Source organism: Streptomyces sp. NBC_01260 (assembly GCF_036226405.1).
Classification (GTDB): Bacteria; Actinomycetota; Actinomycetes; order Streptomycetales; family Streptomycetaceae; genus Streptomyces; species Streptomyces laculatispora.
Genome location: NZ_CP108464.1, coordinates 3,576,447 through 3,599,713, shown reverse-complemented (window position 1 = coordinate 3,599,713; position 23,267 = coordinate 3,576,447). Strand labels below are relative to the sequence as shown.

21 protein-coding genes are annotated in these 23,267 nt (G+C 71.9%); 11 read left to right on the top strand and 10 right to left on the bottom strand.

Annotated elements, in window-relative coordinates; genetic code table 11:
- Window positions 1-63 precede the first annotated feature (63 nt).
- Together OG322_RS15805 and OG322_RS15800 are read left to right on the top strand one after the other, a co-directional pair.
- The gene (locus tag OG322_RS15805; RefSeq protein ID WP_266411327.1) at window positions 64-948 is read left to right on the top strand and encodes an EamA family transporter; all 885 of its coding nucleotides are present in this window, start codon (window positions 64-66) and stop codon (window positions 946-948) included.
- Between the two features lie 118 nt (window positions 949-1,066).
- Window positions 1,067-1,672 (top strand): Uma2 family endonuclease, encoded by a 606-nt coding sequence (locus OG322_RS15800; RefSeq protein WP_123460788.1) that lies wholly within the window; start codon window positions 1,067-1,069, stop codon window positions 1,670-1,672.
- 135 nt (window positions 1,673-1,807) lie between these two features.
- Here OG322_RS15800 and OG322_RS15795 read toward each other — a convergent pair whose 3' ends face one another.
- The 3 genes from OG322_RS15795 to OG322_RS15785 form a co-directional block, all read right to left on the bottom strand.
- Entirely contained in the window at window positions 1,808-3,328 is a 1,521-nt protein-coding gene (locus tag OG322_RS15795; RefSeq protein ID WP_329306565.1) for a PTS transporter subunit EIIC, read from the bottom strand.
- A gap of 47 nt (window positions 3,329-3,375) precedes the next feature.
- Complete coding sequence (gene murQ / locus OG322_RS15790) at window positions 3,376-4,341, bottom strand: N-acetylmuramic acid 6-phosphate etherase (RefSeq protein ID WP_123460790.1); 966 nt, start codon at window positions 4,339-4,341, stop codon at window positions 3,376-3,378.
- A 70-nt stretch (window positions 4,342-4,411) separates the two neighbouring features.
- Window positions 4,412-5,329, bottom strand: a complete 918-nt coding sequence (locus tag OG322_RS15785; protein WP_123460791.1) for a MurR/RpiR family transcriptional regulator — start codon at window positions 5,327-5,329, stop codon at window positions 4,412-4,414.
- A 103-nt stretch (window positions 5,330-5,432) separates the two neighbouring features.
- Here OG322_RS15785 and OG322_RS15780 point away from each other — a divergent pair, with 103 nt between their 5' ends.
- Both OG322_RS15780 and OG322_RS15775 read left to right on the top strand, forming a co-directional pair.
- The gene (locus OG322_RS15780; protein ID WP_123460792.1) at window positions 5,433-5,801 is read left to right on the top strand and encodes a hypothetical protein; all 369 of its coding nucleotides are present in this window, start codon (window positions 5,433-5,435) and stop codon (window positions 5,799-5,801) included.
- On the top strand, window positions 5,798-6,070 hold the full coding sequence (locus OG322_RS15775) for a DUF4031 domain-containing protein (RefSeq protein WP_123460793.1): 273 nt from the start codon (window positions 5,798-5,800) through the stop codon (window positions 6,068-6,070). Before OG322_RS15780 ends, OG322_RS15775 begins: the two co-directional genes overlap by 4 nt.
- A gap of 6 nt (window positions 6,071-6,076) precedes the next feature.
- Here the strand turns inward: OG322_RS15775 and OG322_RS15770 are convergent, their stop codons facing one another.
- Together OG322_RS15770 and OG322_RS15765 are read right to left on the bottom strand one after the other, a co-directional pair.
- Window positions 6,077-7,309 carry a Cmx/CmrA family chloramphenicol efflux MFS transporter gene (locus OG322_RS15770; RefSeq protein WP_123460794.1) on the bottom strand — a complete coding sequence of 411 codons (1,233 nt, stop codon included), beginning with the start codon at window positions 7,307-7,309 and terminating at the stop codon, window positions 6,077-6,079.
- 187 nt (window positions 7,310-7,496) lie between these two features.
- A complete protein-coding gene (locus OG322_RS15765) occupies window positions 7,497-8,171 on the bottom strand; it encodes an HD domain-containing protein (RefSeq protein ID WP_329306564.1) in 675 nt (224 codons plus the stop codon).
- Window positions 8,172-8,288: 117 nt separating this feature from the next.
- Between OG322_RS15765 and OG322_RS15760 the strand changes: the two genes are divergently transcribed.
- The 4 genes from OG322_RS15760 to OG322_RS15745 all read left to right on the top strand — a co-directional run bounded on the left by OG322_RS15760 (window position 8,289) and on the right by OG322_RS15745 (window position 11,334).
- On the top strand, window positions 8,289-8,942 hold the full coding sequence (locus tag OG322_RS15760) for a maleylpyruvate isomerase family mycothiol-dependent enzyme (protein WP_124284681.1): 654 nt from the start codon (window positions 8,289-8,291) through the stop codon (window positions 8,940-8,942).
- A gap of 84 nt (window positions 8,943-9,026) precedes the next feature.
- Entirely contained in the window at window positions 9,027-9,776 is a 750-nt protein-coding gene (locus tag OG322_RS15755; protein ID WP_123462263.1) for a LamB/YcsF family protein, read from the top strand.
- Window positions 9,773-10,471 (top strand): 5-oxoprolinase subunit B family protein, encoded by a 699-nt coding sequence (locus OG322_RS15750; protein WP_123460797.1) that lies wholly within the window; start codon window positions 9,773-9,775, stop codon window positions 10,469-10,471. The genes OG322_RS15755 and OG322_RS15750 overlap by 4 nt, the downstream gene beginning before the upstream one ends.
- The gene (locus tag OG322_RS15745; RefSeq protein ID WP_123460798.1) at window positions 10,468-11,334 is read left to right on the top strand and encodes a biotin-dependent carboxyltransferase family protein; all 867 of its coding nucleotides are present in this window, start codon (window positions 10,468-10,470) and stop codon (window positions 11,332-11,334) included. Before OG322_RS15750 ends, OG322_RS15745 begins: the two co-directional genes overlap by 4 nt.
- Here the strand turns inward: OG322_RS15745 and OG322_RS15740 are convergent.
- From OG322_RS15740 to OG322_RS15730, 3 genes are all read right to left on the bottom strand, one after another.
- Entirely contained in the window at window positions 11,238-11,894 is a 657-nt protein-coding gene (locus OG322_RS15740; protein ID WP_329306563.1) for a hypothetical protein, read from the bottom strand. The two genes, OG322_RS15745 and OG322_RS15740, sit on opposite strands and share 97 nt — an antisense overlap.
- Window positions 11,891-12,439 carry a hypothetical protein gene (locus OG322_RS15735; RefSeq protein WP_206432349.1) on the bottom strand — a complete coding sequence of 183 codons (549 nt, stop codon included), beginning with the start codon at window positions 12,437-12,439 and terminating at the stop codon, window positions 11,891-11,893. The genes OG322_RS15740 and OG322_RS15735 overlap by 4 nt, the downstream gene beginning before the upstream one ends.
- A gap of 90 nt (window positions 12,440-12,529) precedes the next feature.
- Window positions 12,530-14,833 carry a heavy metal translocating P-type ATPase gene (locus OG322_RS15730; RefSeq protein ID WP_398911083.1) on the bottom strand — a complete coding sequence of 768 codons (2,304 nt, stop codon included), beginning with the start codon at window positions 14,831-14,833 and terminating at the stop codon, window positions 12,530-12,532.
- A 251-nt stretch (window positions 14,834-15,084) separates the two neighbouring features.
- Between OG322_RS15730 and OG322_RS15725 the strand changes: the two genes are divergently transcribed.
- Window positions 15,085-15,774 (top strand): copper homeostasis protein CutC, encoded by a 690-nt coding sequence (locus tag OG322_RS15725; RefSeq protein ID WP_123460801.1) that lies wholly within the window; start codon window positions 15,085-15,087, stop codon window positions 15,772-15,774.
- A gap of 228 nt (window positions 15,775-16,002) precedes the next feature.
- Here the strand turns inward: OG322_RS15725 and OG322_RS15720 are convergent, their stop codons facing one another.
- On the bottom strand, window positions 16,003-18,120 hold the full coding sequence (locus OG322_RS15720; protein WP_123460802.1) for a HelD family protein: 2,118 nt from the start codon (window positions 18,118-18,120) through the stop codon (window positions 16,003-16,005).
- Window positions 18,121-18,525: 405 nt separating this feature from the next.
- Here OG322_RS15720 and OG322_RS15715 point away from each other — a divergent pair, with 405 nt between their 5' ends.
- Window positions 18,526-18,717 carry a hypothetical protein gene (locus OG322_RS15715; protein WP_123462267.1) on the top strand — a complete coding sequence of 64 codons (192 nt, stop codon included), beginning with the start codon at window positions 18,526-18,528 and terminating at the stop codon, window positions 18,715-18,717.
- 26 nt (window positions 18,718-18,743) lie between these two features.
- On the opposite strand, the gene OG322_RS15710 is transcribed toward OG322_RS15715, so the two are convergent.
- Entirely contained in the window at window positions 18,744-20,384 is a 1,641-nt protein-coding gene (locus tag OG322_RS15710; protein WP_123460803.1) for a DNA repair helicase XPB, read from the bottom strand.
- 744 nt (window positions 20,385-21,128) lie between these two features.
- Between OG322_RS15710 and gyrB the strand changes: the two genes are divergently transcribed.
- Window positions 21,129-23,180, top strand: a complete 2,052-nt coding sequence (gyrB, locus tag OG322_RS15705; protein ID WP_123460804.1) for a DNA topoisomerase (ATP-hydrolyzing) subunit B — start codon at window positions 21,129-21,131, stop codon at window positions 23,178-23,180.
- Window positions 23,181-23,267: the final 87 nt, after the last annotated feature.

Sequence of the window (23,267 nt, the reverse complement as noted above, 5' to 3'; positions counted from 1 at the left end):
ACAGTGGGCAGTCGCGTGGAGCGGAACCCGTCGTCCGCGGGGCTCGGAAAAGGGGAATGATTGATGCCGGCCGTTCTCGTCCTGCTGCTCTCCGGCACCTGGCTGCTGTCCGGCTCCCTGGTCACCGGGACCGATCCGCTGATCGTCGCGGTGGGCCGCAGCGCCGTGTGCTGCCTGGTGCTCACCGTCGTCGCCGCGTCGAGCACCGGCGGCCGGGCGGATCTGCGGCGGGCCGCGGCCCGGCCCGGGACCGTCTGGCTGCTGGGCCTGCTCGGCTTCGCCGGGTACGCGGCGGGCACCCTGCTCGCCATCCCCCGCATCGGCACCTCGCTGACGAACCTCGTCGTCGCGCTGATGCCGTGCGCCTCGGTGGCGGTCGGCGCGCTGTTCTTCGGCGAACGCTCCGGGCCCCGCAAGGCGGCGGGCGCGGTCCTGGCCTGCGCGGCGGCGGCCGGATACGCGGCGCTGGGCGCGGATGCCGGGGACCTGGACGCGGTGGGGCTGCTGCTGCTGGTGGCGGCGGCGACGGTGGCCTTCGCGGTGTACGGGTTCCTGTACCGGGACCGGCTGTCCGGGCTGCCGCCGCTGGCCGTCCTGCCCGTGCTGCTCGCGGCGGCCACCTGCCTGCTGCTCCCGATGGCCCTGCCCGCGCTGATCGCCCACCCCCCGACCCTCGCCGCGACGGGCGGGATCGTGGTGCTCGGCGCGGTCGTCTACGCCCCCGCCTACCTCGTGCAGCACCGCCTCATCCTGCTCCGCGGCCCGGTGTTCACGGCCGCCGTCCAACTGGCCGTCCCCTTCACGGTCCGGCTCGGCGACTGGGCCCTGGACTCCGCACCCGCGCCCTCGCTCGCCGAACTGCTGTTGCTGGCGGTCTGCTGCGCGGGGATCGCGCTGGTGACCGTCCAGGCGAGCCGGTCGGTCGAACCCGCCCCCTCCGACCGGTGAACAGAGGGAGCGTTCGGTGCGTCCATCCCCCGATCGTGGGACGCTGATGGAAGCGGCCCCGCGCCGCGCAACCGTCGATCTACGCTCCCCAAACAGGCTTCAGGAGAAGGGACCCGCGATGACCGCCGCGATGGTCGAGCACCAGCAGGACTCTGAAGGCCGCCCGTGGGACTACCTGCTTCATACCTGGCAGGAACTGGACGTGCCCGAGGGGTGGCGCGCCGAGATCGACGAAGGGCAGATCGTCTTGGTACCGCCGCCTCATCCGCATCACAACGGCATCGCCGCCAAAGTGCAGCGTCGACTCTACGCGAATCTGCCCGAGGAGCTGGAGATCTATCAGACCCTGGGTGTGCACGTGGCGCCACTCGACAAGCTGTACGTTCCCGATCTCGTGGTCATGCCTGCCGAGTTGATTGACGCCGTCGACCCGGACGCCGGCGATCCGATGGACGCCGCCGACGCGCTCCTCATCGTCGAGATCACGTCGAAGGGCAACGCCCGGGAGGACCGTACGAAGAAGTACCGCGCCTATGCGCGCGCGGGCGTGCCCATGTATCTGCTGATCGACCGGTTCGACACACGTGGGGCGATGGCCACGCTGTTCACCGAGCCGAACGAGGACGGCACGTTCAAGCGTTCCGACGCGGTGCCGTTCGGGAAGCCGCTCACGCTGCCCGAGCCCTTCGGTACGACGCTGCCCACCGATGGGTTCCCGGTCTGACCGGGAACGGATGAGGGCGGCGCCCTTCTCGCTGTCCGCCTGGTGCGCGCGGTGTCTTACGGCGCGGGGACTTCCTTGTGCACATGGCTGAGGACGGCGCCCGGTGTCGGGTGCCGCCCTCGGTCATGCGCGGGTTCAGACCCCGGCGGGGGTCTTTTCGAGCGGGTCCGGGCCGGTGACCGGTGCGGGGGTGCCCGCCGCGGTCGCCGTCGAAGCGGCCGGTTCCTGCGACACGTTGAACTCCGTCAGCAGGTCCTTGCTGAAGCCGAAGAAGTACGTGGCGACGAAGCCGGCCAGGTAGCCGACGACCAGGCCGCCCCCGTAGATCGCGATCGTCGCGCCCAGGCCGTGGTTGCCGTCCAGCAGCGGGAACAGGGCCCAGCCGGACGGGCCGATCGCGGTGGAGCCGACCGCGTCACCGAGCTGGTTGAAGAAGCCGACGAACGCGCCGCCGAACGCGCCGCCCACGCACGCCGTGATGAACGGGCGGCCCAGCGGCAGCGAGACACCGTAGATCAGCGGCTCGCCGACGCCCAGGAAGCCCGCGGGCAGGGCGGACTTGATGGTCCTGCGGATCGACTCGTTGCGGGGGAGGCGGAAGTAGACCGCGATGGCCGCACCGACCTGGCCGGCACCTGCCATGGCGAGGATCGGGAGCAGGACCGTGTAGCCCTGCTGCTCGATGAGCGTGGTGTGGATCGGGATCAGCGCCTGGTGCAGGCCCAGCATGACCAGCGGGAGGAAGAAGCCGCCGAGCACCAGGCCCGCGCCCGCTCCGCCGTTGGACAGCAGCCAGTCGGCGAACGTGCCGATCGCGGTGGAGACCTCACCCGCCACGTACATCAGGCCGAAGATCGTCACCAGGCCGGAGATCAGGACCGTCAGGGTCGGGGTGACCAGGACGTCCAGCGCCTCCGGGACCCAGCGGCGGCACCACTTCTCCACGTACACCGCGAGCACCGCCGCGCCCAGGGCGCCGAGGACGCCGCCCTGGCCGGGGGAGAGCTTCTGGCCGAACGCCTCGATGTTCGCGACGCCCGGGAAGACGATGATGGCCGCGACCGCACCGCCGAGGATCGGCGTACCGCCGAACTCCTTCGCCGTGTTGTAGCCGACGAAGACCGCGATCAGCGCCATGAAGCCGGACGCCATCGCCGCCAGGGCCGGGGTGACCGACGTCAGCCAGCCGAGGTTGACCAGCAGGCCGTTGAGCCCGGCGATGATGCCGCAGCCGATCAGGGCCGGGATCAGGGGCACGAAGATGTTGGCGATCCTGCGCAGGAAGAGCTTGAACGGCGTGGCGTTCTTCGCCTTCCGTGCCGCCTTCATCTCGGCGCCCTGCGAGGCGAGCTCCTCGGCCGTGACCGTGGTGGCGGGCTCCGGGGCGGACGCCCGGCCCTCCTTGACGAGCTTCTCGAACTCCGGCGTGACGCGGGCGACCGTACCGGGACCGAGAACGATCTGGTACGTGTCGTCGTCGACCACGCCCATGACGGCGGGTACGGCCTTCAGCGCGTCGTCCTGGACGAGCGAGCGGTCGTGCAGGCCCAGCCGGAGCCGGGTCATGCAGTGGGCGATGGAGCTGACGTTCGCGGCGCCACCGACGAGCGGAAGGATCGCGGCGGCAGTGGCGCGGTTCTTGTCTTCTGTAGCCATGGTGCGTGGTGCCTTGCTGTGCGGGGGAGCGGAGGTGGAGCGGGAGGTCAGGTGGTGCGGGGGGCGGCGGCGAGCGCAGCGCGCAGGTGGCCGTCCGACGCGGACAGGAGGGTGGCGGCGGTGGGGCCGTCGACCTGGCCGAGGATGGTGAGGATGGCGTTCTTCACCTCACCGTCGGTGGCGGCGAGCGCGGCCTCGATCTCGGCGTCCGAAGCCCCGGTGGCCAGCGAGACGATCCGCCGGGAACGGGCGCGCAGCTTCTCGTTGGAGGCACGCACGTCGACCATGAGGTTTCCGTACGTCTTGCCGAGCCGGATCATCGTGATCGTCGAGAGCATGTTGAGGACGAGCTTCTGGGCGGTGCCCGCCTTGAGCCGGGTGGAACCGGTGAGCAGCTCCGGGCCGACGACGACCTCGACGGGGTGTTCGGCCGCCCCGCCCAGCGCGGAGTCCGCGTTGCAGGACAGGCCGATGGTCAGCGCGCCCTTGGCGCGGGCGTGCTCGACGGCGCCGATCGCGTACGGCGTGCGGCCGGAGGCCGAGATGCCGACCACGGTGTCGTCGGCGGTGAGGCCCAGGGCGTCCAGGTCGGCGGCGGCCAGCTCCTTGCTGTCCTCGGCGCCCTCGACGGCGGTGATCATCGCGGACGGGCCGCCGGCGATGAGGCCGACGACGTCCGCCGGGTCGGTGTTGAAGGTGGGCGGGCACTCGCTGGCATCCAGCACGCCGAGGCGGCCCGCGGTGCCGGCGCCCGCGTAGATCAGCCGGCCGCCGCGGGCCATGCGCGCCGCGGTGGCGTCGATCGCGGCGGATATCTCGGGCAGCCGGGCGGCGACGGCGGCGGGGACGGTCTGGTCCTCGCCGTTCATGATCCGGGCGATCTCCGCGGTGGCCAGCTGGTCGATGTCGGCGAGCTCGGGGCGGAACGCCTCGGTGGTGAGCGTCGCGAGCTGGGCGCGCAGCTCCCCGTATCCGTCGGGGGTGGTGGCGTCGGCGTCGGTGATGGAGGTCATGGAGAGCGGCTCTGCTTTCTTGAACTCGTACGGTTCTGCGGGTGCGGGTGCGGGGTTGTCTGTTCGGACGTCAGCGGGTGCGGGGGTTGTGGCGGTGGGCCAGCGCCTCGTAGGAGGCGGCGAGGGCCGGGGCCGCCGTCTCGTACGTACGCTGCGCGACTCCGATGAACAGGCAGTCGACGACCAGGAGCTGGCTCGTCCGGCTCGACATCGCGGCGGGGCGCAGCTCGCTCTCGCGGGCCGTGGACGTGGTCAGTACGTGGTCGGCGTACTGCGTGACCGGCCCGTCGGGGCGGCCGGTGATCGCGATCGTCGTCGCGCCGCGGTCGAAGGCGACCCGCAGCGGCTCGATGACGTCACCGGTCGAACCGGAGTGGGTGATCGCGATGGCCACGTCACCGGCGCGCAGCTGCACGGCGTTGGTCACCGCCAGGTGCGGGTCCATGTTGGAGTGCGCGATCAGGCCGATACGGGCCAGCTTCTGGGCCAGGTCCTGGCCGACGAGTGAGGAGGCGCCGACCCCGTAGATGTCGATCCGGCGGGCCGTGGCGGCGGCTGCCACGGCGGCACCGAGCTGCACGGTGTCGAGCCCGGCGGCCGTGTCGGCGAGGGTCTGCTGCTCGTCGTAGGCGAGCTTGGCGACCACGTCGGCGATCGGGTCGTCGACCGCTATGTCGGCCGTGACGGCGGGGGCCCGGCCGGACTGCTGGTGGGCGGCGAGACCGGCGAGCGCGAGGCGCAGGTCGCGGTAGCCGGGGTAGCCGAGGAGGCGGGCGGTGCGGACCACCGTGGCCTCGCTGGTGCCGGTGAGCTCGGCGAGACCGGTGACCGTCAGGGCGGCGCAGCCCGCCGGGTCACCCGCGACCGCCTCGGCGACCCGCTGCATGGAGCGGGTCATGGACGGCGCGAGCGTGCGCACCTTGGCGGCGAGGGCGGCCGGGGCGGGCGGCGAATCAGCGCTGAAACTTTCCTTCAGGTCATTGGTCACATTTGAAAGATATTTTCAACGCGCATGTCCGTCAACCCCCCTTTGGTCCCGACCTCTGGCGGCGACGGCGGGGCGGGCCGGTGCGCAGGTGGACAATGGCCGTATGGAGCTGAATCGCCTGGAGCAGGCGCTGCACACCGCCCGCGCACTCGTCATGGCCGACCTGGCCGCCGGAGACGTCGCGCAGGCGCAGATCGTCTCGATGGTCGAGGACGCGGTGACGCACCGGCGCTGGTGGGTCGAGCAGTGGCCACAAGGCGTGGAATTCGTGGTCGGCCTCGTCGCCCAGGACGTCCAGGACGCGCTGCTGGAGGAGTACGGGCGCTGGCCGCTGTGCCCGGTCTGCGACGCGGGCGACCCGCACGCGCTGGATGTCGAACCGGAGCTGGGCCCGGACCCGCACTGGGTGTGCACGAAGGCCGCCGTGGCGGTCGCCCCGGTCGGCTCGCTCAGCGCGATAGCGCGTCCGTGACCCTCTACATCGATCCGCCGGACTGGCCGGGGCACGGGCGACTCTGGTCGCACCTGGTCAGCGACGAGTCGTTCGACGAGCTGCACGCCTTCGCGGCGTCCATCGGCTGCCCGGAGCGGGCCTTCGAGCGGGACCACTACGACATCCCGGAGGCCCGGTACGAGGACGCGGTACGGGCCGGCGCCCGGCAGATCGGCTCCAAGGAGCTGGTCCGCCGGATCACCGAAGCGGGCCTGCGCCGCCCGAAGGGGCGCCCGGCGCCGGGCTGAGAGCGCTCAGGTGGCCGTCGAGGGCGCGGACTCCATCGCCGCGCCCTGCGAACTGGCGGCCGGCGCACCCGCCACCAGCCGGGACGACGAGGTGCGGCCGCGCTGCAGCCGCAGCGAGAACACCACCGCCACCAGTGCCAGTACGGTCATCGCCGCCCCCGCCCACGCGGTCGCCGCGAACCCGAAGTCCGCGTCGATCACCGTGCCGCCCAGCCAGGGGCCACTGGTGTTTCCGGTGTTGAACGCGGCGGTGGTCGTCGCACCGGCCAGCGTGGGGGCGGCGCCCGCGACGTTGAACATCCGGGCGTTCAGCGCCGGGGCCGTGTAGAACGCCGACAGACCCAGCAGGAACGAGAGCACGATCACGGCGACCTGGCTGGAGGCGAACAGCGCCAGCGCGGCCAGGAAGACCGTCGAGGCCGTGATCCCGCTCAGCAGCACCCCGAAGAGGTGCGCGTCCGCGACCCGGCCGCCGATCGTCGTACCGATCAGCGCGCCGATCCCGAACAGCGCGAGCACGGTCGGCACCCAGCCGGAGTCCAGCCCGGCGACGTCCGTCAGCACCGGCGCGAGATAGCTGAACGCGCAGAACACACCACCGGCCGCGAGCGCGGTGATCGCGATGGACAGCCACACCTGCCGGTCGCGGTAGATGCCCATCTCCCGCTTCAGCTGCGGCTTCTCGTCCGGGACGGGGATACGGGGGATCAGCGTCGCCACCCCGACGAGCGCGATCGCGGAGGCCACCCCGACCGCCCAGAACGCCGACCGCCAGCCGAGGTGCTCCCCGAGGAAGGCCCCCAGCGGCACCCCCAGCACGTTGGCGATGGACAGTCCGCCGATCATCACGGCCATGGCGCGCGCCCGCTGGTCCACCCGGACCATCGCGATGGCGACGGCAGAACCCACGGCCCAGAACCCGGCGCACGCGAAGGCGCTGATCACCCGGGAAGCGAAGAGGATCTCGTACGTCGGCGCGAGCGCGCCCGCGACCTGGCCGAGGCCGAAGACCGAGATCAGCGCGATGAGGGTGGTGCGGCGCGGCAGCCGCAGCGTCGCGACGGCGAGCAGCGGGGCGCCCACCACCATGCCGATCGCGAACGCGGATATGAGGAGCCCGGCGCGCGGGATCGACACGTTCATGTCGTCGGCGATGGGCGGCAGCAGCCCGGAGAGCATGAACTCGCTGGTGCCGAGGGCGAAGACGGAGAGGCCGAGTATGTATACGGCCAGGGGCATACGCGAGCGGCGAGCGGCAGAGTCGGGCATGACAGGTCCTAACAGTGCGCTTACCCGTTACATTCCCGGCCGGACCGGATCGGACCGGATCGGACCGGATCGGACCGGATCGGACCGGGTCGGACCGGGTCGGGACGGATCGGGCCGGCACCGCTCCGGAGCGGTCCGGTGCCGGCGGAGTGTCCGCTCAGCGTGCGAGCAGCTCCAGCTCCGTCAGCAGGTTGTGCCGGGCCCTCGGCTCCCACTCGGCCGCCCCGTACGGCGTACGGAACAGCCGCGGCAGCTCCAGGAGCTGCCGCAGCACGGCCGCCCGGCCCTCCCGGAACGCCTCGTCGGGGACGAAGCCGTACTCCTCGCGCACCTGGGCCGCGTACCGCGCGTACTCCTTCGGCGACGACGCCAGGATCGCCAGGTCCGCGTCGCACAGCACCTCGCCGTTGCTGTCGCCGTCGGCCGGATCGTGCGTGACCGTGAGCCGGACCAGCCGGGCGACCTCGGCGGTGGTCCCGGCGGGCACCCCCGCCTCGGGCAGCGCGCGCTCGGCGAGGACGGCGCTGCGCTCCTCGTTCTCGGAGCGGTCGGGGCGGTAGACCGCGTCGTGGAACCAGGCGGCGAGCCGTACGGCGTCCGGGTCCGCGGCGTGGCCGGCGAGCGTGTCGACGCGGTCCAGGACCGCCGTCAGATGGGCCGCGGTGTGGTACTTGCGCTGGGGTTCGGCCCAGCGTGCCAGGAGGTTGTCGGCGTACGGCAGCGGGTCCGGGCCGTCGGCGCCGCGCTGGGCCGGGACCAGGCAGTCGCGCCACCGGCCGCGCAGTGCGTCGTCGGCGCCGTGGCGGTCGGGCCGGGCGGTGTCGTCGTCCATGCCGTTGAGGTTACGACCTCCCCCGCGTGTCCCGCCGCCGCGGCGGCGCCGGGCGCCGGGCCGCGTGTTCGCCGAATACCCAAGTCCGCCGGGGAGCCGGATGGTTGGCTGGGGGGCATGGCTGACGAACGCGATCCCGAACTGCCCGGTCTCCTCCTGCGCACCGAGCGGGAGGCCCTCCTCCCGTTGCTGCGGTCCGCCGCCGCGAGCGACTTCGCTCTGCGCACCGCGTGCCCCGGCTGGACGGTGCGGCATGTCCTCGCGCACTGCGGTTCCGTGCTCGACCGGGTGGTGGAGAGCCGGTTCGGGCCGGATGTGTTCAGCCCCGAGTGCAACGACCGCGACATCGCCGAGCGCGCCGACTGGACGGACGCGCAGGTGGTGGACGAGCTGGAGCGCGGGATGAACGAGGCCGGTACGGCCATCGCCAAGGCGGGCGGGAAGCTGGACGCGGTGGCGCTCGGGGAGTGGATTCACGCGGGGGACGTGCGTGAGGCCTGGGGGCTCGACGGGGCGTACCAGGGCGCCGGGCTGACCCACGCGCTCAGGCTCCTGGCCCCGTTCGCCCGGCGTGGGAAGACGCCGCTGCTGGTCGCGCGGCTGGAGGACAGCGGCGAGGAGCTGACCATCGGGACCGAGCACGAGGGCCGGGCCCCGGGGCGGTACCGGGGGGACGGGGCGACGCTGATCAGGCTGTACGCGGACCGGCCGCTGGTGGGGACGCGGTACGAGCTGGAGGGGGTGAAGGAGAGCGAGCTGTTCGTCTTCTGAGCCCGCGAAGGCGCTAACGTGCGCTTCGTGACGAATCCGATGAATCCTGCGGACCGGGGGGACGAGCCGGCCGCGGCGGCTCCCATGGATCTCAACGCCGATCTCGGCGAGGGGTTCGGGCGCTGGTCGCTCACCGACGACGAGGCGCTCCTCGCGTGCGTGACCAGCGCCAACGTGGCATGCGGCTTCCACGCGGGGGACCCCTCGGTGATGCGGCGGGTCTGCGACACCGCGGCCGCCCGGGGCGTGCGGATCGGCGCGCAGGTCTCGTACCGCGACCTGGCGGGCTTCGGGCGCCGCTCCATGGATGTGCCGGCCGGCGAGCTGACCGCCGAAGTGGCGTACCAGATCGGTGCGTTGCGGGTGTTCGCCGAGGCGGCCGGTGCCACCGTCTCGTACGTCAAACCGCATGGCGCCCTCTACAACCGCGCGGTCCGCGACGACGAGCAGGCGGCGGCGGTGATCGAGGGCGTCCGGCTGGCGGGCGGGGGGCTCGCCGTCCTCGGGCTGCCCGGCTCCCGGCTGCTCGTACGGGCCGCCGAGGCGGGGCTGCCCGCGGTCGAGGAGGCCTTCGCCGACCGCGCGTACACCCCGCAGGGGACACTCGTGCCGCGCGCCGAGCCGGACGCGGTCGTGCACGACGCGGACGAGGTGGTGCGTCGCAGCGTCGGTCTCGCGGTGGACCGGAGCGTGACCGCGGCCGGCGGCACACGGATCGCGGTCGCGGCGCGGTCCCTGTGCGTCCACGGCGACACCCCCGGAGCGGCGGACATCGCCCGGCGGGTACGGGCCGCGCTGGAAGAGGCGGGCGTCGTGGTGCGGGCCTTCGCATGAGTGCGCCGCCGCCGGACGGCGAGGGACGCGGGCCGGGGCCGGTCGTGCTGACCGCGGGAGCGGACGCGCTGCTCGTCGAGCTGGGCTCCGGGGAGGAGACGGAAGCCTTCCACGCGGAGGTGCTGCGGCGCCGCGCGGCCGGTGAACTGCCCGGTGTGCGCGAGGTCGTGCCCGGTGCGCGGACGGTTCTGCTGGACGGCATCGCGCGGGACCCGGCCGGGCTCGCCCGTGAGCTGGCGTCCTGGCGGGTACCGCCGCTGCGGCGCGACACCGGGCAGGCGGTGGAGATCCCGGTCGTGTACGACGGCCCGGACCTGGCCGACGTCGCCGAGGCGTGGGGCGTCGCGGCCGCCGAGGTGGCGGCCATCCACACCGGGACCGAATTCCGGGTCGCCTTCTGCGGGTTCGCCCCGGGATTCGGCTACCTGACGGGCCTGCCGGACCACCTCCACCTGCCGCGCCGGGCGACTCCACGGACCCGGGTCCCGGCCGGTGCGGTGGCGTTGGCGGGCCCCTACACCGGCGTGTACCCGCGCCCGTCCCCCGGCGGCTGGCAGCTGATCGGCCGGATGCCGGACCCGGCCGCCCTGTGGAACCCGGACCGCGAACCGCCCGCGCTGCTGGCGCCCGGCGCGCGCGTCCGCTTCGTCGAGGCGGACACGGACGCGGACGCGGGTTCGGGGGCGGAAGCGTGAGCGCGGTGATCGAGGTCGTCCGCGCCGGGGCCCTGACCACCGTGCAGGACGAGGGGCGCTTCGGCCACGCGCACCTGGGGGTGGGGCGGGCCGGCGCCCTGGACGCACCGTCCGCCCGGCTCGCCAACCGGCTGGCCGGCAACCCCGTCACCGCCGCGCTGCTGGAGACGACCGCCACCGGCTGCGCGGTCCGCCCGAGTCGTGCCGTGCGGGTGGTCGTCGGCGGTGCGCCCTGCCGGGTGACGGTGGACGGGCGGCCGGTGGCATGGGGAGCCGCGGTCGACGTACCGGCGGGCGCGGTGCTGGACGCCGGCCCCGCGGCGTACGGGCTGCGCGGATACCTGGCGTTCGCGGGCGGCCTGGAACCGGAGCCGGTGCTCGGCAGCCGGTCCGCCGACCTGCTCTCCGGGCTGGGCCCGGCGCCCCTGAGCGACGGCGACGTGCTGCCGCTGGGCCCGCCCCCGCCGCCCGGCGCCCCGCCCGCCGCGGCGGTGCCGTGGCCGGGGGTGCCCGCCGAACTGGTGCTTCCGGTGCTCTTCGGCCCCCGCCACACCTGGTTCACGTCCGCCGCGCTGCGCACGCTCACCACGGCGGCGTACCGCGTCTCGCCGCAGAGCAACCGCATCGGCCTGCGCACCGAGGGCCCCGCGCTGGTCCGGGCCCGGCAGGGCGAACTGCCCAGCGAGGGGATGGTGCTGGGCGCGGTCCAGGTCCCTCCGGACGGCCGCCCGGTGGTGTTCCTGAACGATCATCCGACGACGGGCGGCTACCCGGTGGTGGGCGTCGTCCCGCAATCCGCGCTGGCGGCGGCGGCACGGGTGACGCCGGGGACGGCGGTGCGGTTCGTGCTGACCGGGAGGTGATCCGCCGGGGCGCTGCTCAGGCCGTGGCGGGGCAGCCCGAAGTGGTCGGCGATGATCCGCATCGTCACGGCGCCGTCGGCGTTGAACGACGGATCGGCGTCGTATGCCGGGGTCTCCCGGCCGACGATCCCGGCGTCCAGCAACTCCCGTATCAGCAGGTCGCCGTGGCGACACGACTCGCGGCGCCGCCCGACGTTGAAGTACCCCTCCTCGAACCCGCCCCGGCTGTGGACGAAGTTGAACGGGTGCTCGGGGCAGTGCGGAACCATGTAGTTCCGCCCGTGCGGGCATGTGCACGCGGGAGTGGAGGCCAGGAACACCGTCTCCACGCGGCCGGGTCCGCCGAACCGCTCCGCGTAGCGGAATCCGGTGATATCGCGTGCCAGGTCCACGACCGCCTGCCCGCTCAGGGCGGTCGCGTCGTGTGTCACCCAGGCCCAGCCGTCCGATGCGCCCGACGTGCGGACGGGACACATCGCCTCGGTGAAGACGGCGGTGAGGGCCGGCAGGTCCAAACCCCTGGCGTAGGTGACGAACGTGTCCGGGGGGATCGCGGTCACTTGGCCGTCACCTCAAGGGCGAGCGGGGGCGACGGCAGGGCGAAGCAGTCCGCTATCGCCTTCACGAGCCGGTCCTCGTCGTCGTAGTGGTGGTCGAAGCACTCGTGGTCGTCGTCCGTGTCAGCCTTCTCGCACCATGCCCCGGGGCCTATGAGTCCGGCGGCGAGGAGCTCGGCCGACAAGTAGTCGGGGTTGTCGCCCACCCGCTGACCGATGTCCTCGAAGCTGAAGAACAAGGTCGTGACGCCGCTGCGCAGGTAGTGGAAATGGGGCCCGTGCGCCTTCGCGCTGCACGGCTCGGTGACGAACACCACGAGCTCCGTGCCCTCCGGGCACAGACGCCGGTAGTCGACACCCTCGTAGTCCTCGGTCCCGTCGTCGAGCATGTCGTGCACCGCCCAGGCCCACTCGCCCGCCTCGCCGTGGGCGAGCGGCTCGCGGCGCAGCCCGCGAAGGCCTTCGGTCAGTGCGTCGAGGGACAGTCCGCGGGAGAGGACGAGGTTCACCTCGTGGCCGGGAAACGAGTCGTGCATCCAGCTGGTCATGCCGAAACCCTAGGTCAGGCCACTGACAACGGGGCCTGGCAACAGCCCCGTTGAGCGAGGGGCCGCCCGCGGGCGGGGACGCGCAGTCGGTCACACCCCGGCCCTGAACCCCCGCAGCCGCAGTGAGTTGCCGACCACGAACACCGACGAGAACGCCATCGCCGCACCCGCGATCATCGGGTTCAGCAGGCCCGCCGCGGCCAGCGGGAGGGCGGCCACGTTGTAGGCGAAGGCCCAGAACAGGTTCGTCCGGATGGTGCCGAGGGTCTTCCGCGACAGCCGGATCGCGTCGGCGGCGGCCCGCAGGTCCCCCCGGACCAGGGTCAGGTCACCCGCCTCGATCGCCGCGTCCGTGCCGGTGCCCATCGCGAGGCCCAGATCGGCCTGGGCGAGGGCGGCGGCGTCGTTCACACCGTCACCGACCATCGCGACCGAACGCCCCTGCGCCTGGAGGCGCTTGACGACGTCGACCTTGTCCTCCGGCATGACCTCCGCGTACACCTCGTCGATGCCGACCTCGGCCGCGACCGATTCCGCCACCGCCCGGTTGTCGCCGGTCAGCAGGATCGGTGTCAGACCGAGCGCGCGGAGCCTCTTGATCGCCTCGGCGCTGGTGTCCTTCACCGCGTCGGCCACCTCCAGGACCGCACGCGCCTCGCCGTCCCAGGCGACCGCGATCGCCGTGCGGCCCGCCGCCTCGGCCTCCGCCTTCCGGCGCGCCAGCTCCGCGGGGAGGCGGATCTCCCACTCGGCCAGCAACTGCTCGCGGCCCACGAGAACGGCATGGCCCTCGACGACGCCCTGGACGCCGAGGCCCGGGACGTTGGCGAAGTCCTCGGGGGTGGGGAGGGAGGCGTTGATGCGTTCGCCGGCTCCGGTGGCGACGGCCTGGGCGATGGGGTGTTCGGAGGCGTGTTCCAGGGCGCCGGCGAGGCGCAGTACGTCGGTCTCGGTGGCGTTGGGGGCGGTGTGGACGGTCTGGAGGGTCATCTTGCCGGTGGTGACGGTGCCGGTCTTGTCCAGCACGATCGTGTCGACGCGGCGGGTGGTCTCCAGGACCTCGGGGCCCTTGATCAGGATGCCGAGCTGGGCGCCGCGTCCGGTGCCGACCATGAGGGCGGTGGGTGTGGCGAGGCCGAGGGCGCAGGGGCAGGCGATGATCAGTACGGCGACGGCGGCGGTGAACGCGGCCGTCAGTCCCGAGCCGTTGCCGAGCCAGAAGCCGAGCGTGCCGAGCGCGAGCGCGATCACCACGGGGACGAACACCGCCGAGATCCGGTCGGCGAGGCGCTGGGCCGCCGCCTTGCCGTTCTGCGCGTCCTCGACCAGCTTGGCCATCCGGGCCAGCTGGGTGTCGGCGCCGATCCGGGTCGCCTCGACGACGAGCCGGCCGCCCGCGTTGAGCGTGGCACCGGTCACCGGGTCGCCGACGCCGACCTCGACGGGGACCGACTCACCGGTGAGCATGGAGGCGTCCACCGCCGAGTTGCCCTCGACGACGGTGCCGTCGGTGGCGATCTTCTCGCCGGGCCGGACCAGGAAGCGGTCCCCGACCTGGAGGTCCGCCGTGTCCACGGTCACCTCACGGCCGTCGCGCAGGACGGTGACCTCCTTGGCGCCCAGTTCGAGCAGGGCCTTCAGCGCCGCACCCGCCTTCCGCTTGGAGCGGGCCTCGAAGTAGCGCCCGGCCAGGATGAACGCGGTGACTCCGGCGGCGGCTTCGAGGTAGATGTTCCCGGCGCCGTCGCTGCGGCCGATGGTCAGCTCGAAGGGGTGCGTCATGCCGGTCATTCCGGCGGTGCCGAAGAAGAGCGCCCACACCGACCACAGGAACGCGGCCGAGGTGCCGACCGAGATCAGCGTGTCCATGGTGGCCGCGCCGTGCCGGGCGTTGGTCCACGCGGCGCGGTGGAAGGGCCAGGCGGCATACGTGACGACGGGCGCCGCGAGGGTCAGCGAGAGCCACTGCCAGTTGTCGAACTGGAGCGCCGGGATCATCGCCATCGCGATCACCGGCACCGCGAGCAGGACCGCGGTGATCAGCCGCTGCCGCAGCGGGCGGAGCTCGTCCGCCTCCGCCTTCGCCGCCTCGGCGGGTGCGTCAGCGGTACGTACCGGGGGAGCGGGCTCGTGCGCGCTGTAGCCGGTCTTCTCGACGGTGGTGATCAGGTCCTGTACGGAGACGTCCTCGCCCCGGTAGCTGACCCGGGCCTTCTCGGTGGCGTAGTTGACGGTGGCCTCGACCCCGTCCATCCGGTTGAGCTTCTTCTCGATACGGGCCGCGCACGAGGCGCAGGTCATGCCGCCGATGGCGAGCTCGACCTCTGCGGCGCCGGTACCGGTGGTGCCACTGATGTCAGTGGTGCCGGTGGTGGCTGCGGTCTGCGCGGACACGGGGCCTCCTCGGTAGGGGATCATTCATACCCCCGGGGGGTATGTGGTGCTGATTCAGGTATACCCCCTACCCCTATGAATCCGCAAGGGTGGTCCGCCGTGGACGCGCGAATTCCGGCCGTCTGGTTGCCTGGCGTGCCTCTGACCTGGCGTATCTTCACGTGCGCGGTGAGGCTGTGTCCTCGGCCGTCCGGCCCGTAGGCTGGCCATTGGACTAGACCTATAGCTGCTTCCTGGAGGATTGGGTTCCCATGAGCAACCGTGCAGTCCTGGAGGTGATCGCTCTCGACGCGGAGGACGCGGTCGCTGCCCAGGCGGGTGGTGCGGACCGGCTTGAGCTGGTCACCGACATGGCGGCGGACGGCCTCACCCCGTCCTGTGCGACCTTCGCGGCAATCCGCGCCGCGGTGGACATCCCCCTGCGGGTGATGCTCAGAGTGGCGGACGGCTTCGCGGCCGGTGACATCGATGTACTCGTACGCAAGGCGCACGAGCTGCGGGCGGAGGGCGCGGACGAATTCGTGTTCGGCTTCCTGGACGCGGACGGCCGCCCGGATCTCGTGGCCGTCGAGCGGATCATCGCCGAGCTGGACGGCTGCCACTGGACGTTCCACCGCGCGATCGACCGTGCCGCCGACCGGGACGCCCTGCGCAAGGCGCTCGCGGATCTCCCGGGCCTGGACACGTATCTCACCGCGGGGTCGGCCGCCGGGGTGGACGACGGCATCCCCACGCTGCTGGTCGAGGCGGCGCGCAAGGGGGAGCCGGGGTACGAGCCGCAGATCCTGGTCGGTGGCGGGCTGCGGCTCGACCATCTGCCGGAACTGCTGGACGCGGGGATCGACGCCGTCCACATCGGTGGCGCGGCGCGGCCCGGCGGCTGGTCGGGGCCGGTGGACGCGGCGGCGGTACGGGAGTGGCGGGCGGTGCTCGACGCGTAGGGGGGCGGAGCCCCCGGGTTGCGGTGCCTGGGTTTCCGGGTGCCTGGGTGTCGGGGTGAGGGGCGGGGCCCGGGGGTTCGTGAACCCGGGGGCTCCGCCCCCGGACCCCCGCTCCTCAATCGCCGGAGGGGCTTGAACGGCCGCCCGGAGGGGCTTGAACGGCCGGCCGAGGGGGCTTGAACGGCCGCCCGGAGGGGCTTGAATGGTCGGCCGGAGGGGCTTGGGTGGCTACTCGGTTGATTGGAGTTGGTGCGGCAGGGGGGTCGCGTGGACCACGATCAGGCCCGATACCGCTCGGGTCAGGGCCACGTACAGGCGGCGCAGGCCCGTTCGTTCGTCCGGTTCGCCGTCGACCACCGCCGCCGGTTCGTCCAGCACCACGTAGTCGTACTCAAGGCCCTTCGCCAGTGACGCCGGGACCAGGGTCAGCCGGGACTCGGCGGTCGTCTCCTGGCCGGGGGAGAGGTAGCTGCGGCCCGCCGCCGTCAGGGCGGCCGCCAGCGCCGGGATGCGGGCGTCGGCGGCGATCAGGCCGGTCGAACCCTCCTGCTTCAGCGACTCCTCGCAGGCCGCGACCACCGCCGCGTCCAGCGCGTCGGTGGTCGTGGCCTCCACCCCCCGTACCGACAGCGAGCCGGGCGACTCACGCACCGACTCGACCGCCGCCAGGCCGGGCGAGATCACCGGCAGCAGCCGGGACGCGTACGCGATCACCTCGCGCGGCACGCGGAAGCCCGCCGTCAGCTCCTCCACCACCGCGTCCGACTTGCCCAGATGGTGCAGCGCCTGGGCCCAGCTCTGCGTCGACCACGGCGTCGTGCCCTGGGCCAGATCGCCCAGGACAGTGGCCGAACCGGTCGAGCAGCGCCGGCCCACCGCCCGGTACTGCATGGGGGAGAGGTCCTGCGCCTCGTCGATCACGACATGGCCCAGCGAGTGCGTGCGCGCCACCAGGTCCATCGCCTCGTCGATCAGCACCGCGTCCGCCGCCGACCACTTCGCGGACCTCACACTGCGGACCGGCTTGGTCCACAGGATCAGCTTCTGCTCGTCCTCGGTCAGCAGCCCGTCCGCCTGTGCGGCCAGGAACTCCGGGTCGGACAGCAGCCGCAGCACCAGCTTCGACGGCTCGACCGCAGGCCAGACCGCCTTCACCGCCGCCTTCACCGCGGGGTTGCGGGCCACCGCGTTCTGCACCCGGTCGTCGGGCGCCTCGCCCGCCTCCTCCATCCGCACCAGCACGGCGTGCGCGATGCGCTGCGGAAGGGCCTCGTGCGCCGCCCCGTACCGCATGTCCCGGGCCAGCAGCTCGTTGACCATCTCCTCGATCTCGTACGCGGGCACCCGCCAGCGCCGGGAACCGCGCACCACCATCACCGGCTCCGTCGGCGGCTTCACGTGCGAACGGATCGCCCGCCGCAGCACCTCGGCCATCCGGGCATCGCCCTTCACGACGGCGGCCCGCGCCTCGTCCGTGCCCCGGACCTCGACGTGCGACGTCACCAGGTCGTCGACGGTCGCCTGCTTCACCTCCAGCTCACCGAGGGCCGGCAGCACCTGCTCGATGTAGTGCAGGAAGGACTGGTTCGGCCCGATGACCAGCGTCCCGGTGCGGGCCAGCCGCTCCCGGTGCGCGTACAGCAGATACGCGACCCGGTGCAGGCCGACGGCGGTCTTCCCGGTGCCGGGCCCGCCCTGCACACAGACCGAGCCGCCCAGCTCGCTGCGGACGATCTCGTCCTGCTCCGGCTGGATCGTCGCGACGATGTCGCGCATGGGGCCGACACGCGGCCGCTCGATCTCCGCCTGGAGCAGCTTGCTGGTCTGCGCCGCCAGTGGGATCTCCCCTGCTCCTTCGGAGCTTGGGGAAGGGTCGGTGAGGTGTTCGTCCTCGTACGCGGTCAGCTCGCCGCCGGTGTAGCCGAAGCGGCGCCGCTGGCCGACGTCGAGCGGGTCGTTGCGGGACGCCCGGTAGAACGGCTGGGAGACCGGCGCCCGCCAGTCGATCACCATCGGGTCGCCGCCGGCGTCGTGGACGTGGCGGCGCCCGATGTAGAACTGCTCGCCCTCCGCGCCCTCGGCCTTCTCCGCACCGACCACGTGGAGGTAGTCCAGCCGTCCGAAGAAGAGCGGGGTGTGGCTGAGGTCGGCGAGCGATTTGATGCGGTCGGTGAGCTGGGCCTGCAGCACTGCGGCGTTCACCCAGTTCGCCGTGACATCGCGGATGTCGAGGGCCTGGGCGTCCTCACGCATGGCGCGCAGCGCGGCGCGCGAGGCGGCGAGGTGGGCGCGCTCATGGGCGAGGGGGTCGGTGGTGGTGTCGCTTTCGTGTACGTGCGCGGGCACGGTGTTGCCTCCGGCATTCAACGCAGGACGGCGGACCGCACGCGAGGGGCCTGACGAAAGGCCCTCGTCCCCGGCCGGTGACCGGGGGCGATGCGGTCCGCTCGGGGATCGATCACTGGTACGCACCAGGCAGTGCGTACGGCTGTCGGCCGGTTTCCGTCCGGTCGGCGGCGCTCCCCCGGCTGCCGGCGCGAGCCCTTCCGGGCTGCCGGTACCACGGTGCGGGAGGCGGGCAGACCGGCGATTGTATCGACGGGCCGGGCCGGGCGCGAACGAATATCTGCGTACGACCGCGGGGGTCCACCCCGTAGGGGACGGCATGAGACCACAGGGGTAGACGCGGCCCCGTCCCCTTCCGCCTGCGGGCCGACGCCTTCACCGGCCGGGCGGAGCACCATGGAATACATGAGCACCGTCTTCCTGAACCCGCGAAAGACCGGCCCCGCGCACGGCGCGACCGCGGCCACCGGCCACCACTACAGCCACCGCGCCGGTGACGCCCTGCGCGCTGCCAAGATCTTCGTACGGGCCGCGTTCGGCGTCGTCGTCCTCGGTGAGTACGCGCAGGAGGCGGGCGTCCGCCGCCGCACTCACTGAGCCGGCGCACCCCCGCCCCCGGACGGTCAGTTGTCCGTCAGCAGCTCGTCGGCGTCCACGATCCGGTACGCGTACCCCTGCTCGGCCAGGAACCGCTGGCGGTGGGCCGCGAAGTCCTGGTCGATCGTGTCGCGGGCGACCACCGAGTAGAACCGCGCCTCGTGCCCGTCCGCCTTCGGCCGCAGCACCCGGCCGAGCCGCTGGGCCTCCTCCTGGCGTGAACCGAACGTGCCGGACACCTGGATCGCGACGGTGGCCTCCGGCAGGTCGATGGAGAAGTTCGCCACCTTCGACACGACCAGCACGCTCAGCTCGCCCTGCCGGAAGGCGTCGAAGAGCTTCTCCCGCTGGGCGTTGCTCGTCTCGCCCTTGATCACCGGGGCGTCCAGATGCTCACCCAGCTCGTCGAGCTGGTCGATGTACTGCCCGATGACCAGCGTCTGCTCGCCCTTGTGCTTGCGCACCAGCGCCTCGGTGACCTTCCGCTTCGTCGCGGTCGTGGCGCAGTACCGGTACTTCTCCTCGGCCTCGGCGGTCGCGTACGCGAGCCGCTCGCTGTCCGTCAGATTGACCCGTACCTCGACACAGTCGGCGGGCGCGATGTAGCCCTGCGCCTCGATCTCCTTCCACGGGGCGTCGAACCGTTTGGGTCCGATCAGCGAGAAGACGTCCGACTCGCGGCCGTCCTCCCGCACCAGCGTCGCCGTCAGGCCGAGCCGGCGGCGGGCCTGGAGGTCGGCGGTGAACTTGAAGACGGGCGCGGGCAGCAGATGCACCTCGTCGTAGATCACCAGACCCCAGTCGCGGGAGTCGAACAGCTCCAGGTGTGCGTAGACGCCCTTGCGGCGGGTCGTGAGCACCTGGTAGGTGGCGATGGTGACCGGCCGGATCTCCTTGCGGGTACCGCTGTACTCGCCGATCTCCTCCTCGGTCAGCGAGGTCCGCTTCACCAGCTCGTGCTTCCACTGCCGGGCGGAGACGGTGTTGGTGACCAGGATCAGGGTGGTTGCCTTGGCCTGCGCCATGGCGCCCGCGCCGACCAGCGTCTTGCCCGCGCCGCAGGGCAGCACGACGACTCCCGAGCCGCCGTGCCAGAAGCCCTCGACGGCCTGCTGCTGGTAGGGCCGCAGCGCCCAGCCGCTCTCGTCCAGCTCGATCGGGTGCGCCTCGCCGTCCACGTAACCGGCGAGGTCCTCGGCGGGCCAGCCCAGCTTCAGCAGCGTCTGCTTGACCTGCCCGCGCTCGGAGGGGTGCACGGCCACCGTGTCGGGGTCGATCCGGGCGCCGACCAGCGGCTGGACCTTCTTCGACCGGAGGATCTCCTCCAGGACGGGCCGGTCGGTGGAGGTCAGCACCAGTCCGTGGACCGGGTGCTTGGAGAGCGTGAGGCGGCCGTAGCGGCCCATCGTCTCGGCGATGTCGACGAGCAGCGCGTGCGGTACGGGGTAGCGCGAGTACTTCACGAGGGCGTCGACGACCTGCTCGGCGTCGTGTCCCGCGGCCCGGGCGTTCCACAGCCCGAGCGGGGTCAGCCGGTAGGTGTGGATGTGCTCGGGGGCGCGCTCCAGTTCCGCGAAGGGCGCGATCACGCGGCGGCAGGCGTCGGCCTGCTCGTGGTCGACTTCGAGGAGCAGCGTCTTGTCGCTCTGGACGATCAGGCAGGACACATATACCTCCGGAAGTGGGATCGTCCCGTGAGGGACAGCACACTCGCCATGGCTCGGGCTCTGCCCGTGCCCGACGCTCCGAGAACGTCTCGGCCAGTGCACCGGGATGCGCGCTGCCACCTACGTACGACGTTCACGCGAAACACACGAGTCTACCTCGCCGGAGCGCCGACGGGCCGGGTGCGAGGCGTCGTACCGGGCCCGTCGGCCGGATCGCCGTCGCAGCGCGCCGCCCGAGTTGATCGCGCCTTCCCACCGCCACCGCGAGGTGCTCGACGCCCTTCACACCGCCGCCCGCGAATCGGCGGCAACGCGCTGTGGGCGCCTCCACCCGGGGCGGCGGATGGATGACCTGGAGGTGGGTGCCTCATGTCTCCGGAGGCGGCTTCGAGGGACGCTGCGGACCAATTCCAGCCCGTGCCCGGGTCCCTTTTTTCAGCGGACCGCGACACCGGGCGAGAGAATCCGTGAGTGGCGATCTAAGGGGATGTGATGCTTCACGCATAGGGGGGATCAACTGGATGGATGTACGGCGGTCACGGTGGCGTTCAAGGGGTTTGCAACCCTATCTGTCATACTCGCGTCGGGTGTGCTAAACCTAACTCCCGGTTCTATGGTGAACCTTGGGGAACGGGGCTCGGCCGGTCGGCGGGGCCCCTGCACCGACCCTCCGTCCGACGTCATGCCGCTCCCGCCCCACTGGGTGGGAGCGCGGTCTGCCGTGCCAGAAAAGAGAGCGCCCCTGTGACCGATCCCGGTATTCCCTCAGACCTTTCGGCCGACGCCACCGCACCCGTGCCCACCACGGGCGACGTGGGGGACACGTCCTACACCGGCAGTCAGATCCAGGTCCTGGAGGGTCTGGAGGCGGTCCGCAAGCGGCCTGGTATGTACATCGGCTCGACCGGCGAGCGCGGTCTGCACCACCTGGTCCACGAGATCGTCGACAACTCGGTCGACGAGGCCCTCGCGGGGCACGCGGACCGCATCGACGTGACGATCCTGGCCGACTGCGGGATCAGGGTCGTCGACAACGGGCGTGGCATCCCGGTGGACATCGTGCCGTCCGAGGGCAAGCCGGCCCTGGAGGTCGTACTGACGGTGCTGCACGCGGGCGGCAAGTTCGGCGGCGGCGGCTACGCCGTCTCCGGCGGTCTGCACGGCGTGGGCATGTCCGTGGTCAACGCCCTGTCGACACGGGTGGAGGCGGAGGTGCGCTACGGCGGGCACCGCTGGAGCCAGGAGTACGAGAAGGGCGTGCCGACCGCCGCGCTCCAGCAGCACGAGGAGACCTCCGAGACCGGCACCTCGCTGACGTTCTGGGCCGACGGCGACATCTTCGAGACCACCCAGTACTCCTTCGAGACGCTGTCGCGCCGCTTCCAGGAGATGGCCTTCCTCAACAAGGGCCTGACCCTGACGCTGACCGACGAGCGTGAATCCGCGAAGGCCGCGGTGGGCGCCGACGACCCGGACGCCGACGGGTCCGAGCCGGCGGCGCGGACGGTGGAGTACTTCTACGAGGGCGGCATCGTCGACTTCGTGAAGTACCTGAACGTGCGCAAGGGCGAACCCGTCCACCCGTCGATCATCTCGCTGGAGGCGCAGGACACCGCGCGCCTGCTGTCGGTGGAAGTCGCGATGCAGTGGAACACCCAGTTCTCCGACAGCGTGTACTCCTTCGCGAACACGATCCACACGCACGAGGGCGGTACCCACGAGGAGGGCTTCCGCGCGGCGATGACGGGGCTGGTCAACCGGTACGCGCGGGAGAAGAGGTTCCTGCGCGAGAAGGACGACAACCTGGCGGGTGAGGACATCCGCGAGGGTCTGACGGCGATCATCTCGGTGAAGCTGGGTGAGCCGCAGTTCGAGGGTCAGACGAAGACCAAGCTGGGCAACACGGAGGCGAAGACCTTCGTGCAGAAGGTCGTGCACGAGCACCTCAACGACTGGTTCGACCGGAACCCGAACGAGGCCGCCGACATCATCCGCAAGTCGATCCAGGCGGCCACGGCGCGCGTCGCCGCCCGCAAGGCCCGTGACCTGACGCGCCGCAAGGGTCTGCTGGAATCGGCTTCGCTGCCGGGCAAGCTGTCGGACTGTCAGTCCAACGACCCGGCGAAGTGCGAGATCTTCATCGTCGAGGGTGACTCGGCCGGTGGTTCGGCGAAGTCCGGCCGTAACCCGATGTACCAGGCCATCCTGCCGATCCGGGGCAAGATCCTGAACGTCGAGAAGGCGCGGATCGACAAGATCCTCCAGAACACCGAGGTCCAGGCGCTGATTTCGGCGTTCGGTACCGGGGTGCACGAGGACTTCGACATCGAGAAGCTCCGCTATCACAAGATCATTCTGATGGCGGACGCCGACGTCGACGGCCAGCACATCAACACCCTGCTGCTGACCTTCCTGTTCCGCTTCATGCGCCCGCTGGTCGAGGCCGGTCACGTGTACCTCTCGCGCCCGCCGCTGTTCAAGATCAAATGGGGCCGGGACGACTTCGAGTACGCGTACTCGGACCGTGAGCGCGACGCCTTGGTCGCCCTCGGCAAGCAGAACGGCAAGCGGATCAAGGACGACTCGATCCAGCGCTTCAAGGGCCTCGGCGAGATGAACGCCGAGGAGCTGCGCATCACCACGATGGACGTGGACCACCGTGTGCTGGGCCAGGTCACCCTGGACGACGCGGCGCAGGCCGACGACCTGTTCTCGGTGCTGATGGGCGAGGACGTCGAGGCACGGCGCTCCTTCATCCAGCGCAATGCCAAGGACGTCCGCTTCCTCGACATCTGAGCCGGCGGAAGTCGCACCACCCGGTACGGGGCCCGCGCCCCGACACCGTTGCCGAACCACGTCGATTCACCCACCGCTTCGCGAGAA